The 17,222-nt window shown below is 64.1% G+C and carries 20 protein-coding genes; 9 read left to right on the top strand and 11 right to left on the bottom strand.

The annotated features are described in order from the left end of the window. Positions 1 to 15 precede the first annotated feature (15 nt). Positions 16 to 807, bottom strand: coding sequence for a DUF3108 domain-containing protein (locus tag NKI47_RS24635; protein ID WP_352593894.1), 792 nt, complete (start codon positions 805 to 807; stop codon positions 16 to 18). Positions 808 to 1,486: 679 nt separating this feature from the next. On the opposite strand from NKI47_RS24635, the gene rpmB reads away from it, so the two are divergent. The 3 genes from rpmB (at position 1,487) to NKI47_RS24620 (ending at position 3,282) form a co-directional block, all read left to right on the top strand. After that, positions 1,487 to 1,783 carry a 50S ribosomal protein L28 gene (gene rpmB, locus NKI47_RS24630; protein ID WP_006328411.1) on the top strand — a complete coding sequence of 99 codons (297 nt, stop codon included), beginning with the start codon at positions 1,487 to 1,489 and terminating at the stop codon, positions 1,781 to 1,783. Positions 1,784 to 1,864: 81 nt separating this feature from the next. Further along, positions 1,865 to 2,545: a queuosine precursor transporter gene (locus tag NKI47_RS24625; protein WP_023677896.1), complete on the top strand. Its 681-nt coding sequence runs from the start codon at positions 1,865 to 1,867 to the stop codon at positions 2,543 to 2,545. 62 nt (positions 2,546 to 2,607) lie between these two features. Next, positions 2,608 to 3,282, top strand: a complete 675-nt coding sequence (locus NKI47_RS24620; RefSeq protein ID WP_023677895.1) for a polyamine aminopropyltransferase — start codon at positions 2,608 to 2,610, stop codon at positions 3,280 to 3,282. 57 nt (positions 3,283 to 3,339) lie between these two features. Here NKI47_RS24620 and NKI47_RS24615 read toward each other — a convergent pair whose 3' ends face one another. The 6 genes from NKI47_RS24615 to NKI47_RS24590 form a co-directional block, all read right to left on the bottom strand. Next, positions 3,340 to 3,825, bottom strand: a complete 486-nt coding sequence (locus NKI47_RS24615; RefSeq protein WP_352593893.1) for an SRPBCC family protein — start codon at positions 3,823 to 3,825, stop codon at positions 3,340 to 3,342. Further along, a complete protein-coding gene (locus NKI47_RS24610; RefSeq protein ID WP_352593939.1) occupies positions 3,822 to 4,190 on the bottom strand; it encodes an ArsR/SmtB family transcription factor in 369 nt (122 codons plus the stop codon). Before NKI47_RS24610 ends, NKI47_RS24615 begins: the two co-directional genes overlap by 4 nt. A 188-nt stretch (positions 4,191 to 4,378) precedes the next feature. Then, positions 4,379 to 5,404 (bottom strand): esterase-like activity of phytase family protein, encoded by a 1,026-nt coding sequence (locus NKI47_RS24605; protein WP_352593892.1) that lies wholly within the window; start codon positions 5,402 to 5,404, stop codon positions 4,379 to 4,381. After that, positions 5,401 to 7,299 (bottom strand): cobaltochelatase subunit CobT, encoded by a 1,899-nt coding sequence (cobT, locus tag NKI47_RS24600; RefSeq protein WP_352451202.1) that lies wholly within the window; start codon positions 7,297 to 7,299, stop codon positions 5,401 to 5,403. The genes NKI47_RS24605 and cobT overlap by 4 nt, the downstream gene beginning before the upstream one ends. An 11-nt stretch (positions 7,300 to 7,310) precedes the next feature. Then, positions 7,311 to 8,297 carry a cobaltochelatase subunit CobS gene (gene cobS / locus NKI47_RS24595; protein ID WP_352451201.1) on the bottom strand — a complete coding sequence of 329 codons (987 nt, stop codon included), beginning with the start codon at positions 8,295 to 8,297 and terminating at the stop codon, positions 7,311 to 7,313. A gap of 123 nt (positions 8,298 to 8,420) precedes the next feature. Then, positions 8,421 to 9,050, bottom strand: coding sequence for a J domain-containing protein (locus NKI47_RS24590; RefSeq protein WP_254816626.1), 630 nt, complete (start codon positions 9,048 to 9,050; stop codon positions 8,421 to 8,423). A gap of 133 nt (positions 9,051 to 9,183) precedes the next feature. Here NKI47_RS24590 and NKI47_RS24585 point away from each other — a divergent pair, with 133 nt between their 5' ends. Further along, positions 9,184 to 9,486 carry a BolA family protein gene (locus NKI47_RS24585; protein WP_352570588.1) on the top strand — a complete coding sequence of 101 codons (303 nt, stop codon included), beginning with the start codon at positions 9,184 to 9,186 and terminating at the stop codon, positions 9,484 to 9,486. Between the two features lie 3 nt (positions 9,487 to 9,489). On the opposite strand, the gene NKI47_RS24580 is transcribed toward NKI47_RS24585, so the two are convergent. From NKI47_RS24580 to NKI47_RS24565, 4 genes are all read right to left on the bottom strand, one after another. After that, entirely contained in the window at positions 9,490 to 10,260 is a 771-nt protein-coding gene (locus tag NKI47_RS24580; protein ID WP_352593938.1) for an alpha/beta hydrolase, read from the bottom strand. Positions 10,261 to 10,336: 76 nt separating this feature from the next. Continuing rightward, positions 10,337 to 11,233, bottom strand: coding sequence for an HlyC/CorC family transporter (locus NKI47_RS24575; protein WP_023677887.1), 897 nt, complete (start codon positions 11,231 to 11,233; stop codon positions 10,337 to 10,339). Further along, positions 11,230 to 12,372 (bottom strand): 3-dehydroquinate synthase, encoded by a 1,143-nt coding sequence (gene aroB / locus NKI47_RS24570; protein ID WP_352593891.1) that lies wholly within the window; start codon positions 12,370 to 12,372, stop codon positions 11,230 to 11,232. Before aroB ends, NKI47_RS24575 begins: the two co-directional genes overlap by 4 nt. After that, the gene (locus NKI47_RS24565; RefSeq protein WP_352593890.1) at positions 12,369 to 12,971 is read right to left on the bottom strand and encodes a shikimate kinase; all 603 of its coding nucleotides are present in this window, start codon (positions 12,969 to 12,971) and stop codon (positions 12,369 to 12,371) included. The genes aroB and NKI47_RS24565 overlap by 4 nt, the downstream gene beginning before the upstream one ends. Positions 12,972 to 13,129: 158 nt before the next feature. Here NKI47_RS24565 and NKI47_RS24560 point away from each other — a divergent pair, with 158 nt between their 5' ends. From NKI47_RS24560 to NKI47_RS24540, 5 genes are all read left to right on the top strand, one after another. Continuing rightward, entirely contained in the window at positions 13,130 to 13,279 is a 150-nt protein-coding gene (locus NKI47_RS24560) for a hypothetical protein (RefSeq protein WP_023677884.1), read from the top strand. Then, positions 13,276 to 14,193 (top strand): site-specific tyrosine recombinase XerD, encoded by a 918-nt coding sequence (locus NKI47_RS24555; RefSeq protein WP_352593889.1) that lies wholly within the window; start codon positions 13,276 to 13,278, stop codon positions 14,191 to 14,193. The genes NKI47_RS24560 and NKI47_RS24555 overlap by 4 nt, the downstream gene beginning before the upstream one ends. 99 nt (positions 14,194 to 14,292) lie before the next feature. Then, positions 14,293 to 15,243, top strand: a complete 951-nt coding sequence (locus NKI47_RS24550; protein WP_023677882.1) for an acetyl-CoA carboxylase carboxyltransferase subunit alpha — start codon at positions 14,293 to 14,295, stop codon at positions 15,241 to 15,243. 212 nt (positions 15,244 to 15,455) lie between these two features. Beyond that, positions 15,456 to 16,781: a L,D-transpeptidase family protein gene (locus NKI47_RS24545; RefSeq protein ID WP_352593937.1), complete on the top strand. Its 1,326-nt coding sequence runs from the start codon at positions 15,456 to 15,458 to the stop codon at positions 16,779 to 16,781. Between the two features lie 5 nt (positions 16,782 to 16,786). After that, the gene (locus tag NKI47_RS24540; RefSeq protein WP_352593888.1) at positions 16,787 to 17,074 is read left to right on the top strand and encodes a sulfurtransferase TusA family protein; all 288 of its coding nucleotides are present in this window, start codon (positions 16,787 to 16,789) and stop codon (positions 17,072 to 17,074) included. Positions 17,075 to 17,222 lie beyond the last annotated feature (148 nt).

Genomic DNA, 17,222 nt, shown 5'->3' with positions numbered 1-17,222 from the left:
GGCGCACCATCACGCCTATTCGTTCGCTTCGAACCGCTCCGCGCTGATCGTCAACGGGCCGATTTGCGTGCTGACCGTGGCGCGGATCGGCGCATATACGCCGCTTTGGCCGACCGGTGCAAACGTCACCATGATGCGGCTGCGTTTCTTCAGGTAGTTCAGCGCCTTGCGGTTCTTGCGGTAGCCGGCCACCGGCTCGAAGCCCAGCCTGCAGGTGACCGTATCGCCCTTGTAGCCGGTCACCGAGATCGACCCTTTGGACTCGTAGGTCAGTTTGAGATCGGCACGCATTTCGCCGTCATAGAGCTTCACCGTGCGCCCGCAGACCTGGTCGAGGCTGTCGGCATGGATGACGGTCGCGGCCATCGGATCGAGGACCGATACGAGATGGCTGCCGACCAGCGGTATCCAATTCTCGGGATTGCGCTTCTTCGGCTCAGGCACGACCTTGGTCGAGGTGACGACGCCGTTGGCAAACTGGATGTCGATCATCGATGCCTTCTTGCCGGACGTGTAGTCGGCGTGGAACGCTTGCGGCTGCAACTGCTTGCCCGAAATCTTGCCCTTCGACGAGATCGTGCCTCGCGTATCGTCGAACAAAGTGGCGAGCCCGGCGGCGGAAACGCTGCCCTCGATCGAATAGGTGTCACCCTCGTAATGGCTGGAGAATTTCGCCTTGGCCACGGAGAGGCCGAGGAACGACACCGAATATTCGCCCGTGAAGGATTGCGGCTCAGCGGCCGAAACCGTCGTCGAAAGCGCGACGGCCATCAGCACGACCAGGGCATGGAGGAAAGAACGAGGCATGGCGGGTCCTTGATTGTCGACCGGACGGGCGGCTCCGGTCTGGCATGTCCCTGTGCGACCGCTTATAGGCTGAATTCCGGCCTTAATGTGAAAGGCGCCGTCGGCAGGCAACGTTGGGGCTGGTCGACGGCCAAAATAAAAAACCCGCCTCGGCGGGCGGGTCGTTGGAGCCAATTAGCACCATACCGAAATTAGTAGCATAGCTGCCGGACAAAGCAAGAACAAATGTGGCGCCCTCGACGAATCTGCCGATCTGCCTCGGCCCGGCAGAGGGAAAGGGTTGCGGGGGGAAAGGTGGCTCGGCGAAGCCGAGACGGAGAGGGGGAACCGCGCTCTACGAAAAGGCCCCTCTCCGGCCGCAGAGCCTGTCCTCGGGCTTGCCGAAGGCAAGACCCGTGGGCGGCCACCTCTCCCCCGCTTCGCGGTGGGCGAGGAACCTAGGTCTTGAGAGATCCGCGGGACAGCAACATCTCCTCCTGAGGGGGCGATCAGCAGCTTCACCGACGACACCTACTCCGAAAGTGCGATTCCCCATCCCCGAAGCAACCCCAAGCTTGACGCATCGGCGAAATGCAACTATGGAACGCCAACTTTTTCCATAAGGCCGCCTGACCGAAACCGCGCGCCACCCGGCGCGGGTCGAATGTTTGGCCAGGACCGAGAACCGAAGGTTAGAACCATGTCCCGCACCTGCGAACTCACTGCCAAGGCAGTCATGTCCGGCAACAATGTGAGCCACGCCAACAACAAAACCAAGCGTCGCTTCCTGCCCAATCTCGTCAATGTGACGCTGATCTCGGAAGCGCTGAACCAGAATGTGCGCCTGCGCATTTCGGCCAACGCGCTGCGTTCGGTCGAGCATCGCGGCGGCCTCGATGCCTTCCTGGCCAAGGCCGATGCCAAGGAATTGTCGCAGCGCGCCCGCCTGTTGAAGAAGCAGATCGCCAAGAAGCTCGCCGAACAGCCGGCCGCCTGAGTTTTTCGGCGGCGGCCGCCTTCCAGGGCGCGACCGGGTTCCGGATCGCGTTCCGCTGGTTCCATTACCCAGGATAAAAAAATGATTTTCCTCTCGCGGTACCTGCCCTTCGTGGCGGCCATGGCGCTCGTCGTCGTGGCCTCGAACATCCTCGTGCAGTTCCCGATGCAGGGTGCAATCGGCGGGTTGTCGCTGGCCGACATCCTGACCTGGGGCGCCTTCACCTATCCGTTCTCCTTCCTGGTCACCGATCTCGCCAATCGCCGTTATGGGCCGGCGGTGGCGCGCAGGATCGTCTTTGTCGGCTTCATGACAGCGGTGGTCTGCTCGATCGTCATCCCACCGCTGCTGTTTCGCCACGGCCTGATCGAATTCGAGACCGCCGCCGACCGGCTGGTGCGTATTGCCGCGGCGTCGGGTGCGGCCTTTCTCACCGCGCAGTTGCTCGACGTCACCGTGTTCAACCGGCTGCGCCGGCAGAGCTGGTGGCGCGCGCCGATCGTCGGCACCCTGGTCGGCTCCGTCTTCGATACGGTGGTGTTTTTCACCGTCGCCTTCGCGGCGGCGTTCGCCTTCGCCGGGCCCAATGACGGCTTTGCGCTGGAAACCGCGCCGCTGATGGGCGTGCTGCCGGTCGAGACGATGCGCTGGATTTCCTGGGCGCTCGGCGATCTCGGCGTCAAGCTGGTCATAGCGGTGGTGGCGCTGATCCCCTACCGGCTGCTTGCCGCCCGCTGGAGCCAGCCGGCACTGGCGGCATAGAGCGTGATCCCGAAAAGTGGGAACCGGTTTTCGGACAAGATCATGCTCAAAGACTATCGAGCATGATCCCCTGGCTTCAACTGGACTCGGCAAAAACGCCTGACGGCGGACAGGAACTCCGCCTGAAACGGCGCGGCGGCGAATTCTCGATCATGCTTGGCGCGAACGAGCTGATGAACAGCCGGCTCAGCGGTTCCGAAGAAGCGCTGGCGAAACTGTCCTGTCAAAGGATTGCCGGCCGCCGGACCCCAAACATCCTGATCGGCGGCCTCGGCATGGGCTTTACGCTGCGCGCGGCGCTGGCCGAGCTCGGCGACGATGCGCAGGTCGCCGTTGCCGAACTGGTGCCGGCCATCGTGATTTGGGCGCGCGGCCCGATGGCCGAGCTGTTCGGCGGCTGCCTTGATGACCGGCGCGTCAGCATTCGTGAGGCCGATGTCGGTCAGCTCATCCGATCGCAAGCTTCGGCCTGGGACGCGATCCTGCTCGATGTCGACAACGGCCCCGAGGGCATCGTCTACAAGGCCAACGATGCGCTCTACAGCGCAGCCGGCCTGATCAGCGCGAGAGCAGCTCTCAAGCCCGGCGGTGTGCTGGCGGTCTGGTCGCAGGGCCCTGACGCAGGTTTCACCCGAAGGCTCAAGCAGGCCGGCTTCACGGTCGAGGAGGTCAAGGTGCGGGCTCACGGCAAGCGCGGCGCCCGTCACATCGTCTGGCTCGCGAGCAAGGGGCAATAGGCCACCTCGCAATCCGGGCGGGCCTTGTTGGACGCCGCCCGGTACGCCGGCGAACCTCTACTTCGCCTTCTGAAGCTCGGCGGCAAGCGCCTGCAGCAGCCCGCGTGTGCCCTCCTCGCGCCCTTGCGCTGAATCGACGCCATCGAAGAACGCACCCTGTTCGGTATAGGTCAGGCGGGTGCCCTCGCCGGAAGGTGCAAGCTCGACCGTGGTGAGCGACGCCGACAGCGGCTGCGCCCCGACCGCCATCCGGTATGAAAATACGATGCGCCGGTCAGGGACGATGTCCTGGAACTGCGCATCGAGCCTGATCTCCGGGCCGCCCTGGTAGCTGAACCGCGAAACCTCGCCGCCGCCGACACGGAAATCGAAGGTGAATTCGGCGATGGTGAAGCCGTCGCCTTCGACCCGCCAGCGCCGCACCGTCGCCTTGTCGGCAAAGGCGAAGAAGACGCTCTCGGGCGATTGCGGATAGGTCCGCTCGATCGTGAAGGTCGAATGGATGACGGACTGCTGGTCGTTCACGGGGGCAATCTGGTTCATTTCTTGTCGTCCTTTTCCTGGTCGTGGATTGTTGCGTTCGTTTGGTCAGTCTCCGCCAGGATCTGGCCGAGACGGTCGAGGTGGCGTTCGGCCGGCGTACGGCGCGCGGCGATCCAGTCGGCGAGCGGGGCAAGCCCGCCGGGCTCGATCCGGCAGGTGCGCACGCGTCCGACCTTCTCGCTGCGGATCAGCCCGCACGCTTCCAGCGCCTGAAGATGCTGGAGCACGGCGGCGAAGGTCATGCCGAACGGCTCCGCCAACTGGCTGACGGTGGCCGGCCCGCGGCTCAGCCTTTCCAGGATTGCCCGGCGCGTCGGCTCGGCAAGAGCCCGCAGGATGCTGTCGATCTCGGAATACTTAAGCATGGACTTGAGTATTTCGCCGATGACACAAATTGTCAAGTCACGGCTAAAGTATTTTTGCTGATGGTGAGAGCCGGCTGGAAAACCCGCGACGCGGGTCATTGCCAGGGGAAATTGCGAGGGAAATTGCCTGCGCTGCAAAACGGCGCGGAAACGCCAGCGATGCTGTCAGCCAGCAGGCCGGTCGCGCGTCAATCCTCGTGCAGCACAAATTCCAGGTAAAGATTGCGCTGCAGGATCGAGTGGTTGTCGTCGGACATCAGCGACACGATCAGCGCGCCATCGTCGCGGGTCCAGACGTCGAGCGCTTCCATGTTGTCGATCTGGTAGCCCATGTCGGCTTCGAGCAGCACCGGCCCGTCGGCGACGGCGCCCTTCTCGACGCTTTCGCCATAGATGCGCCGCAGCCGCATCTTGACGCCGCCGGCCATCGAAAAACTGCGCTCCAGAAGCAACAGGTCGCCGTCCGGCAGGAAGGCGCCGTCGGTGATGTCGAAATCGCCATTGCGCTTGATGGTGAAGACGCCCTTGCGCGGCCCTTCGATGATCGCGGCAAAGATGTTGCCGGTCTTGTCGAGGCTCTTTTCCGACACCACGACCAGCCCGCCCGCGTGCTGCCCGTGAGGATGGGCGCGGGTAACGGTCTCGAAGCCGCGATTGCGGCGGAGTTCCCAGGCCGGGATAAGGAAGTCCAATTGCCTGAACGGCGCCTTCATGTCGTCCGGGTCGATCTTGAACTCGGCGATACGGTGATCGCGCTCGAAACCGACCGTGGCAATGCCGTCCTTGACCGCGAGGCCTTCGGCATCGACCGCCCATTTCTCGTCGATCGGCTGGCCGGCCGCATCGACCATCTGCTGCATGCGAAAATTCTGGATGCCGGAAGGCCGCTTCTCGGCATCGTGAACGAGGGTGCCGAAGAACCAGAAACCGGTGTCGGCAACGCCGATGAAATCGCTGCCTGGCTTGAGGAACCGAAGCGCCGACAGCGCGCCGAAATCGCGCGTCGGCGAGGTCATTTCGAGCCCGCCGACGAATTCGAGCGGCCCGAACTGTTTTTCGTCATTGCCGATGCGAAACTGGGTTATGGGCCGGGCCGAGATTTCGGCCGGCTCGACCGAGGCCGGCCCGGCAGCGACAGCCGGGGCCAAAGTGATGCCGAACAACGCAATGGCGGCCAAAAGCTTCTGCCAAAAGCCGCCGCGGGAACAAATCATCCGGCGCGCCGCATGCCGCCGCGCCGCGTGTCGCGCACGGTTTCCTCGGCGAACAGCGAGGCCAGCTGCTCGGTCATGGCGCCGGCCAGTTCTTCGGCATCGACGATGGTGACGGCGCGGCGATAGTAGCGGGTGACGTCGTGGCCGATGCCGATGGCCAAAAGCTCGACCGGCGAGCGCGTCTCGATGAGCTCGATGATGGCGCGCAGATGCCGCTCGAGATAATTGCCCGGATTGACCGACAGCGTCGAATCATCGACCGGCGCGCCGTCCGAGATCATCATCAGGATCTTGCGCTGCTCCGGCCGCGCGATCAGCCGGTTATGCGCCCACAGCAGCGCCTCGCCGTCGATGTTTTCCTTGAGCAGGCCCTCGCGCATCATCAGGCCGAGATTGCGGCGCGCCCGCCGCCACGGATGGTCGGCGGATTTGTAGATGATGTGGCGCAGATCGTTGAGCCGGCCGGGGTTCGGCGGCTTGCCTTCCTTCAGCCATTTCTCGCGCGCCTGTCCGCCCTTCCAGGCGCGGGTGGTGAAGCCGAGGATTTCGACCGAGACGCCGCAGCGTTCCAGCGTGCGCGCCAGGATGTCGGCGCAGGTCGCGGCGACCGTGATCGGCCGGCCGCGCATAGAACCCGAATTGTCGAGCACCAGCGACACCACCGTGTCGCGGAATTTGGTATCGCGCTCCTGCTTGAAGGACAAAGGCTGCATCGGGTCGATGACGACGCGCACCAGCCGTGCCGGATCGAGATAGCCTTCTTCGAGATCGAAATCCCAGGAGCGGTTCTGCTGCGCCATCAGGCGGCGCTGCAGCCGGTTGGCCAGCCGCCCGACGACGCCGGAGAGGTTGGCGAGCTGCTTGTCGAGGAAGGCGCGCAGCCGGTCGAGCTCCTCCTCCTCGCACAGTTCCTCCGCACCTACGGTCTCGTCGAAGGCCGTGGTGAAGACCTTGTAGTCGATCTCTTTCGGCAGATTGGTGAAGGGATTGTCGTTGCGGCGCGCCTCGCCGGGCGTCTCCGCATCGGCGTCGTCATCGTCGGAGAGATCCTCGGCGGTGGCGTCGGAGGCCTCCGTCTCGGCCGATTGCTCGTCGTCCGACGATGCCTCGGTATCCTCGGACTGCGACTGCTCGGAGCCCGAATCGTCTTCGCCGCCCTCCTCGCTCTGCTCCTCGCCTTGCGGCTGGTTTTCGTCGTTGTCCTCGGAGTCTTCCGTCTCCTGGTCATCGCCGAGTTCCTCGGCCATTTCCATGGAGGCGAGCATCTCGCGCACCACGCGGGCGAACGCCTGCTGGTCGTCGAGCTTTGCCGACAGCCCGTCGAGATCGGCACTGGCTTTTTCCTCGACCCAAGGGCGCCAGAGATCGACCAGCCGTTCGCCGCTTTTCGGCACAGTGCGGCCGGTCAGCTTTTCGCGCACCATCAGCGCCAGCGCTTCCTCGATCGGCGCGTCGGCCTTGTCCTTGACGTCGACGAGGTTGGCCCTGGCGTATTTGTCCTCCAGCATCGAGCCGATATTGTCGGCGACGCCCTGCATGGCGCGGCTGCCGATCGCCTCGACGCGGGCCTGCTCGACCGCGTCATAGATGGCGCGGGCCTGTTTGCCTTCCGGTGCCAGCCTGGTGTGGATGCGCGCATCGTGGCAGGCGCGCTTCAGCGCCATGGAATCGCCGAGCCCGCGGGTGATGGCGATGTCCGCCTTCGATGCCTTCTTCGGCAATTCCGGCAGCCGGGCGCGGCTGCCGGCCAGCGCCGGCCGATCCTTGGCGAAGCCGACCTCGAGATCCTTGTCGCCGGCGATGGCGCGCATGCAGACGGTGACGGCGCGCTTGAAGCTGTCGTTCTCAGCGCCGGTCTTGGATTTGTTTCGCGTGTTGTCGCCCGGACCCGCCATCGAGACTCTGCTTAGCCCAGCACCACATTCGCCGCCGATTCCGGCAGATCTTCGCCGAAGGCGCGCTGGTAGAATTCGGCGACGAGCGAGCGTTCCAGCTCGTCGCATTTGTTGAGGAAGGTCAGCCGGAACGCCATGCCGATATTGCCGAAGATTTCGGCATTCTCGGCCCAGGTGATAACCGTGCGCGGGCTCATAACCGTCGACAAATCGCCGTTGATGAAGGCCGAGCGCGTCATGTCGGCGACCCGCACCATCTTGTTGACGATCTCCTTGCCCTTGCCATCGCGGTAGTGCTTGGCCTTGGCCAGCACGATGTTCACTTCATTGTCGTGCGGCAGGTAGTTCAGCGTGGTGACGATCGACCAGCGGTCCATCTGCGCCTGGTTGATCTGCTGGGTGCCGTGGTAGAGGCCGGTGGTGTCGCCCAGCCCAACCGTGTTGGCGGTCGAAAACAGCCGGAAGGCCGGGTGCGGGCGGATGACCCGGCTCTGGTCGAGCAGCGTCAGCCGGCCCGACGATTCCAGCACGCGCTGGATGACGAACATCACGTCCGGGCGGCCGGCATCGTACTCGTCGAAGCACAGCGCGACATTGTGCTGATAGGCCCAGGGCAGGATGCCGTCGCGGAATTCGGTGATCTGCAGCCCGTCCTTGACGACGATGGCGTCCTTGCCGACGAGGTCGATACGGCTGACATGGCTATCGAGATTGACACGCACGCAGGGCCAGTTGAGGCGGGCGGCGACCTGCTCGATATGCGTCGACTTGCCGGTGCCGTGATAGCCCGACACCATGACCCGGCGGTTATAGGCAAAGCCGGCGAGGATCGCCATGGTCGTGTTCTTGTCGAACAGGTAGTCCGGATCGATGTCGGGGACATGCTCGCTCGTCACCGCATAGGCCGGCACCACCATCTTGGAGTCGAAGCCGAATGTCTCCTTCACCGACACCGTGGTGTCGGGCAGGTTGGCGATGTCGCGATCGACCTTGTTCATCTCTATCAACGTCTCCACAAGCGAAACGCCGCGTTTCGCCGGCAATCGATTTTGTTCGGGGGCGGTCTTAGAGCCTTTTCCAACCTTATGAAAGTTGGAAAGCGACACGAACCGTATGGTCGCTCAGCACAAACCTGCCTGCTTGAGCACGCGATACGCCTGGAGCACATCGCGGAACCGGTCTTCCGAACCTCTGTCGCCGCCATTCGCATCCGGGTGGTGGCGTTTCACAAGTTCCTTATAGCGCGCCTTGATATCCTTGCCACTTGCCTTTGTATCAAGGCCAAGCGTTTCCAGTGCCTTGGCCTCAAGCGGCTTGGCCTTGCGCTCGCGTGCTTCGCGCGGGTCCTTCGGGCCTTTGAACAGGTCGAACGGATCGCGCATGCGATTGTAGTAGCCGGCGCGGCCGGAGCGCGCCTGGGCGAAGTCTGGCGAGGAGCGTGTCGAGGCACCGTTGACGCCCATTTTCCAGGTCGGCCGGTGGCCGGTCATGGCTTCCTTCTGGAAGCGGGCGATCTCGGTGTCGGGAACGCCCGAGAAATAATTGAAGCCCTTGTTGTACTCGCGCACGTGATCGAAGCAGAACTGGAAATACTCGCCTTCCTTCATCCGTCCGACCGGGGCACGGTGGGTACCGGCCTCCTTGCAGCCATCCCACTGGCAGATCGGCGAACGCGACTTCAGCTCCGCGTCCTTCTCCGGGCGGATGCGAATCTTCTCGAAATATTTTGGGTACGGCTTCATCTCACCCATTTATGGGCTGTTCGCTGATGCGAAACAAGAATTGACATTTTCGCGATGATCGCCCTAACCGCTGAATCGCGGCATAAAACCGGCGAATTGCGAATTTTGTGCGATGACATAGATGTGGTGAAGGGAAGCGGCGATGTCCATACAGGCAACGATGGAAGATAAGCTGAAAAAGGCGTTTTCGCCGGAACGGCTGGACGTCATCAACGAAAGCCATCTCCATGCCGGGCATCATCATGTGGATTCCGGCCATCACGCCACCTTCGACGGCACTGGCGAGACGCATTTCCGCGTCCGCATCGTCGCGCCAGCCTTTGCCGGCATGAGCCGCGTCGAGCGTCACCGCGCAGTCAACGATCTGCTGGCCGAGGAGTTGAAATCCGGCGTCCACGCCCTGGCAATCGAGCCGGTGGCGCCCGGTGAAAAGACCCGCTGGTAAATTTCAGCCGAGGCTCGCCCTCAGGAAAGCCATCACCGCTGCGGTCAATGCATCGCCGTCGGTGCCGAAGTCGCGATTGATCGACATGTGCGAATAGGCGCCGCCGTCGAACAGCGTGACCCTGGTTCCGGTGGCGCGCAGACGCCCGGCGAAGGCCTGGGCGTCCGCCGCGCGGGCTTTCGCCCGCGAATGGGCGATGAAGGTCGGCGGGTGCTTGCGGCCTTCCACATAGGTGACAGGCGACAGCGCGCGCCACTGCGCCGGATCGGGAAAGGCGCGGGCATAGACCCCTGCAATGCCGCCGCTTCTGGCCAGCGCCTCCAGATCGTAGGCCCTGGTGTCGTCGAGAACCAGCGCCGCGACGCCGGGCAGGCCGCCGCGCAGCCCGGTCAATGCTACGAGATGGCAGCCGGCCGAATGGCCCATGGCGACGATCCGGTCCGGATCGCCGCCATGCCTGGCGATGTTGGCGCGGACGTAACGATAGGCCAGTTCGACATCTGCCGCCTGGGTGGCGACGTCGGCTTCAGGCAGCATCCGGTAGTCGATCGAGACGAAGCCGAAGCCATTGTCGAGCAGGAAACCAGGCTTGGAATTGACATTGTTGCGGTTGCCGACCCGCCAGGCGCCGCCATGGACGAAGAAGACGACCGGCAGGCCGCTTGCGCCATCGCGGGAATAGATGTCGAGCTTGGCCGGCCCATAGTCGAAGGTTTCGGGCGACGGCGAACGCAGCCGCAATGCCGCCGCCTGTCCCGGCAGCAGCGCCGCCATCGACGCCAGAAGCAGGCTTCGCCGATCGATCGTCACCAACTCCTGACTGCCCACGGCTGCCACAAGGTGCGCACTGTCATTCTCCAAGCATCGCCGGCTTGATCCTCAGCCGCGCGATACGGTTCTTGTCGCGCTTCATGACTACGAAGCGCTTGCCGTGAAACGTAAAGGCCTGCTTTTCGTCCGGGATCGACTGCGCCTCGTGGATGACAAGGCCGGCGATGGTGGTGGCTTCCTCGTCCGGCAGGTTCCAGTCGAGCGCCCGGTTAAGGTCGCGGATCGGCACCGTGCCGTCGACGACGACGGAGCCATCGGCCTCCTGCTTGACGCCCTGGATGTCGATGTCGTGCTCGTCGGCGATCTCGCCGACGATCTCCTCGATGATGTCTTCCAGCGTCACCAGCCCCTCGACCTCGCCATATTCGTCGACGACGATGGCGAAATGCGCCTTGCGGCGCAGGAAGGCATTGAGCTGCTCCTGAAGCGTCGTGGTGTCGGGCACGAACCACGGTTTCGACGCGATCTTCATCACGTCGATCCTGGAAAAATCGTTGCCGACCTCGTTCAGCGCGCGCAGCAGATCCTTCGCGTGCAGCACGCCGACAATGTTGTCGAGCGAACCCTTCCATAACGGCATGCGGGTGTGCGGGCTCTGCAGGATCTCGCGAACCACCGCTTCGGGCGGGTCGTCAGCGTTGACGGAGCGCATATTCGTGCGGTGGACCATGACGTCCGACACTTCGAGCTCCTCGAGGTCGAACAGGCCGCCGATGCGGGCGCGGTCCTCGCGCACCACCTGGCCGTCGCGGCGGAAATCGTCGACGGCGCCGCGCAGTTCCTCGCGCGCAGAGCGCTGCGGCTCGATGCGTTGCAGCTCGTAGCCGAAGGCGGCGAGCAGGCGCCGGCGCAAGACGAAGCCCAGCAGGCCGAGGCCGGCGAGCACGGCAGCCGCGATCCAGCCGGCCTGGCTCATCCCGGGCGGCTTTCCTGCCGACCCGGATGGTTCTCCCGGAGGAACGCCAGCACTTCCGAGGCCGGCACATCCCGGGCGATAAAGGCCTGGCCGATGCCGCGCGTCAGGATGAAGGTCAGCGCGCCGCGCGACACCTTCTTGTCCTGGGTGATGAAGGAGAACAGCGTCTCGGCGTCGGGCAGTTCGCCTGGAATGTCGGCCATGCGCCAGGGCAGACCGACGGCGCGAAGATGCGCCTCGACACGCGCCGCGTCGTCGGGGCTCGCCAAATTGAGCCTTGACGAAAAGCGGTGCGCCAGCGCCATGCCGATGGCGACGCCCTCGCCATGCACGAGCCTTGCGCCGTCATAGCCGGTCGCCGCCTCCAGCGCATGACCGAAGGTGTGGCCGAGATTGAGCAACGCGCGGTCGCCGGTCTCGAACTCGTCGCGGGCAACGACGTCGGCCTTGGCACGACAGGCCTCGGCGATGGCCGCAGCCCGCTCCGGCCCGCCGGCAAACACTTGACGCCAGTTTTCTTCCAGCCAGGCGAAAAACTCGGGCCGGTCGATCAGCCCGTATTTGGCCAGTTCGGCATAGCCGGCGCGAAACTCGCGGATTGGCAGCGTGTCGAGCACTTCGGTGTCGGCCAGCACCAGCCTGGGCTGGTGGAATACCCCGACCAGGTTCTTGCCGCGCTTGCTGTTGATGCCGGTCTTGCCGCCGACGGAGGAATCGACCTGCGCCAGCAGCGAGGTCGGAACCTGCACGAAGTTCATGCCGCGCCGCGCGATGCCGGCGGCAAAGCCGGCGAGGTCGCCGACGACGCCGCCGCCGAGCGCGATGACGACGTCGCCGCGCTCCAGCTTGGCGGCCAGCACGCCGTCGACCACCTCTTCCAGATGGGCAAAGCTCTTGGTCTTTTCGCCTGGCAGCAACGTGATGACGGCATGTTGGATGCCACCGCTTGCCAGGCCGGCCGCAAGCGTCGCGAGATGCGCGGCCGCGACGTTTTCGTCGGTGACGACCGCCGCCCGCGTCCCCGGCAGACGGCGCGAAATCTCGGCGCCGGCGCGTGACAGCAGGCCGGGACCGATCAAAATATCGTAGGCACGCTCGCCAAGCCCGACTTCGACAGAGACCGTTGCATCAGCGCTCACGACCGCACCTCGTCAATATCGGCAACGCCGAGATGGCCGCGCAGCGCGTCCACCACTTCGGCGGCAATGATCTCCTTGCGGTCGTCGCGGGTCGGCACGATGACATCGGCCGCGGCGTAAACCGGGTAGCGTTCCGCCATCAGCCGTTCCAGCACGGCGCGCGGATCGGCGCTTTTCAGCAGCGGCCGGTTCTGTTTCTTGGAAACGCGCTCCATCAACAGGTCGATCTCGGCTTTCAGCCAAACCGAAACGCCATGGCTGGCGATCGCCTCGCGCGTCTGCGCGTTCATGAAGGCGCCGCCGCCGGTCGACAGCACCTGCGGCCCGTGCTCCAGCACACGCAGGATGACGCGCTGCTCCAGTGCCCGGAACTCCGCCTCGCCATAGCGCTCGAACAGGTCCGGGACGCTCATGCGCGAAACAGTTTCGATCTCCTGGTCGCTGTCGATGAAGGGCAGTGCCAGCATCGCCGCCACCTTGCGGCCGATCGCCGTCTTGCCGGCGCCCATCAGCCCGACAAAGACGATGGAACGGCCGCCCAGCCGGCCGAGCAGCGCGGCATAGCTCTCGCCCGGAGGATTTGCTGGTAGCGCGTTCATGCTTCTAGGGCCTCTTTGGCGGCGTATCGACATCAAAAGCCTGTTTGCGTCAAGCGCGGCGCAACCGGGACTATGGGCTTCACCCTTGAATTGGCCGGATTGGCGTCTCATAAGGGCACAGGGTTGGAAATGAAGAATAAGACGACGGGCGAAAATTAATGCCAACACTGTTTCGCTTTGTCGTGACGCTCGCGATTCTGGCCGGCATTGTCTATGGCGCGATGTTCGCCCTGGTCATGTTCGTCGAGCCGAGGAAGGCGGAAATGAGCGTGCGTATCCCTCCGGAAAAGCTCAATCCCAAAAAATGAACAGCGCCGCCCGCATCGAAGCTTTCCTGGAGATGATGAGCGCCGAGCGCGGCGCCGCCGAAAACACGCTTTCCTCCTATCGCCGCGACCTCGAGGACGCTTCCGCCGGGATCGGCGGTGGGCTTGCCGCTGCCACCAGCGCCGACATCCGCGCCTACCTCGACGACATCGCCGCGCGCGGCTTTGCCGCCACCTCGCAGGCGCGCAAATTGTCGGCGATCCGGCAGTTCTTCAAGTTCCTCTACGCCGAAGGCCTGCGCGGTGACGATCCGACCGGCACGCTGGACAGTCCGAAGAAGGGCCGGCCGCTGCCTAAGACGATGAGCGAGGCCGACACCGGCCGGCTGCTCGACCGTGCCGCGCAGGAGGCAATGGACCCCTCCCTGCATGACGGCGACAGCCTGGCGGCGCTGCGCCTGCACGCGCTGGTCGAGGTGCTCTACGCCACCGGCTTGCGCGTTTCGGAGCTGGTCGGCCTTCCCGTGACGGTGGCACAGCGCGACGACCGCTTCTTCATGGTGCGAGGCAAGGGCAACAAGGAGCGCATGGTGCCGCTGTCGGCCAAGGCGCGCACCGCGATGCGGACATGGCTTGCCGCACGGGGGGCGGTGCCGGCTCTTGCCGACAGCCCGTTCCTGTTTCCGGCTGCCTCCGACAGCGGCTATCTCTCGAGACAGGTCTTTGCCCGCGAGCTGAAAGGGCTTGGCGCTCGGGCCGGCATTGCCACGGCGAAGATATCGCCGCATGTGCTGCGCCATGCTTTCGCCAGCCATCTGCTGCAGAACGGCGCTGATCTCAGGGCCGTGCAGCAGTTGCTTGGCCATGCCGATATTTCAACGACGCAGATCTACACGCATGTGCTGGAGGAGCGGCTGGTGCGTCTGGTCAACGATCATCATCCGCTTGCCGACTAGGCGTCATGCCGCTATGTGAGAACGACGTTCCACCGCGCCCAGCCTGCATTTTCAGGCTTGCGTCAGTCATTGCCTTCCGACTTGCCGGTCCGCCCAAGAATGTACAATTACCTCGATTTCGAAAAGCCTGTGCAGGATCTCGAAGGCAAGATCCTTGAGCTGAAGAAGCTTGCCGAGAACGGCGAGGCGGTCGATGTCGGCGATGAGATCGCCCGTCTCGAGAAGCGCTCGCGCGATGCGCTGCGCGACGCCTACAAGGCGCTGACGCCGTGGCAGAAGGTGCAGGTGGCGCGCCATCCGGACAGGCCGCATTGCATCGACTACATCAAGGGCCTGCTTACCGATTTCACGCCGCTCGCCGGCGACCGCAATTTCGGCGAGGACCAGGCGATCGTCGGCGGCTTCGCCCGCTTCCGTGGCGAGCCGGTGGCGATCCTCGGCCAGGAAAAAGGTTCCGACACGGCAAGCCGGCTGAAGCATAATTTCGGCTCGGTCCGGCCGGAGGGCTACCGCAAGGCGGTGCGGCTGATGGAACTCGCCGACCGCTTCCAAATCCCGCTGCTGACGCTGGTCGACACTGCCGGCGCCTATCCCGGCGTCAACGCCGAAGAGCGCGGCCAGGCGGAAGCCATCGCCCGCTCGACCTCGGCCTGCCTTGGCCTGAAGGTGCCGTCGATCTCGGTGGTGATCGGCGAAGGCGGCTCCGGCGGCGCCATAGCGATCGCCACCGCCAACCGCGTCTACATGCTCGAACACGCCATCTATTCGGTGATCTCGCCGGAGGGCGCCGCCTCGATCCTGTGGCGCGACACCACGCGGTCCAAGGACGCGGCGACCAACATGAAGATCACGGCGCAGGACCTGCTGGAGCTGAAGATCATCGACGCCATCATTGCCGAGCCGCTCGGCGGTGCCCATCGCGCCCCCGAAACGGTGATCGCCGCAACCGGCGACCACATCGCCAGGACGATGAAGGAATTCTCCGGCGCCAACACCGATTTCCGCGAGCATCGCCGCGAGAAATACCTGGCGATGGGCCGCAATCTATAACATCCGGCAGGCACGCGGCCCGAAATGTGGCGGCGTGAACCAGTTTCGCCACAAAAATGCCGCCGCATTCGGCTCAGTGGGGTTGCCGTAAGGGGACGCGCCAGCATGATTGCGGTAAGGAATTTTCAAGGTTAACGGGCTTAGGGTCCGTCAGTGGTCAGTTTAGCAGCCGCGGCATCCGCGGTGCAGAGATGAAGACGATAGCCATATCCATGTTTGCCAAGCTTGCCCGCACCGGAGTTCTGATCGCTGCGATCGGCGTCGCCGGTTGCAATGATGCTTCGATGAAGGATTTTGCGCCGCAAGCCAACAAGCCGCTGCCGGACAAGATCCTGGCCGAGATGAAGGCCAAGGGCATGGTCCGCACCTCCTCGGTGATGGCCCGCATCTTCAAGGAAGAAGGCAAGCTCGAAATCTGGAAGGCCAAGACCAACGGCCGCTACGACCTGGTCGCCAGCTACGACATCTGCAAATGGTCGGGCAAGCTCGGGCCGAAGTTCACCGAAGGCGACCGCCAGGCGCCGGAAGGCTTTTACACGGTCCGCCCGGCACAGATGAACCCGCGGTCGAATTACCACCTGTCCTTCAATATCGGCTACCCGAACGCCTATGACCGCGCCAATGGCCGCACGGGTTCCAACCTGATGGTCCATGGCGCCTGCTCGTCGTCGGGCTGCTATTCGATGACCGACGCGCAGATCGAGCAGATCTACGCCTTCGGCCGCGACGCCTTCCAGGGCGGCCAGACCGAATTCCAGATCCAGGCTTTTCCGTTCCGCATGACCGCCGCCAACATGGCGCGTTACCGCAACGACCCGAACTACGAATTCTGGAAGATGCTGAAGGTCGGCTACGACAATTTCGAAGTCACCAAGGTGCCGCCGAAAGTCGACGTCTGCGAGAAGCGCTACGTCTTCAACCAGGTTGCGGCCGACGGCTCGACCTTTAATCCGACCGGCGCTTGCCCTGCGACCACCCAGCCCGATTCGCTGAAGAGCGCCATCAACGCCTATCAAAGCACCTATGAGGCGGCCTTCAACGGCGCCATGAAGGCCAGCGTGCCGGCACCCAAGCCGACCATCGCCGGGATCAAGGAAGCCAGCATCGTTTCCGACTGGTCGAAACGGCGTGCGCGCGGCGAACGCGTTCCGATCGAGCCGCCCTCGCTCAACCCGGACGGCACCGTGGCCGAAACGGCGCGCATGGGCCGCATCGATTCGCCGGCGGGCCGCAAGATGGCGGCGCTCGATGCCGAAAAGGCCGCCAAGCAGAAGGCCGAGGAACAAAGGCTTGCCGCCATAGAAGCGGCCAAGGCCGCGAAAGAGGCAGCCAAGGCACAGGCCTTGGCCGAGAAGGAAGCTGCCAAAGCCCAGGCGCTCGCCGAAAAGGAAGCTGCCAAGACCGCCGCCGAGATGCCTGTCGCCACCGCCACCGTAGCGCCATCGGAAGCCGCCCCGGCAGTCGAAACGCAGGCTGCGGACGCCGAAAGCACGGCGACAAGGTTGAAGAAAAAGCTGCTCGGCATGTTTGGCGGCTGAACTTCATGCTTGAGCAAGAAGATGGGGGCCAAGAACACAGGCCCTCAACTAGCCCCGCCGCCGTCTACGACCTCAAAGGCTTGAACTGCCCGTTGCCGGTGCTCAAGGCAAAAAAGCGCCTGGCCGCAATGCAGCCGGGCAGCCGGCTGTGGCTCGAAACCACCGACCCGCTCGCCGTCATCGACATTCCCGCCTTCTGCGCCGAGAGCGGCCATCGGCTGATCGAAACGGCGGCGGCGGCAGGCGGCCACCGCTTCCTGGTCGAGCGCGGGATCGGCTGCGTCTCGACTTAGCTCGTTCGGGCGAAAGCGGCTGAGCGGGATAATCTCCCCCCTTGAGAGACCTTTGCACAGAAGCCGATTGGTGATTCTGTGATGATGGTCGAAGCAGGGAGATTCGGGATGGCGGATCGTGTTCTGGGTCAGTTGAGTCTGGCGGACG

This window comes from Mesorhizobium sp. M0633 (genome assembly GCF_040320645.1).
Lineage (GTDB): Bacteria > Pseudomonadota > Alphaproteobacteria > Rhizobiales > Rhizobiaceae > Mesorhizobium.
Note: the sequence above shows the minus strand (reverse complement) of the source record. Positions and strands in the feature narration are given on the sequence as shown.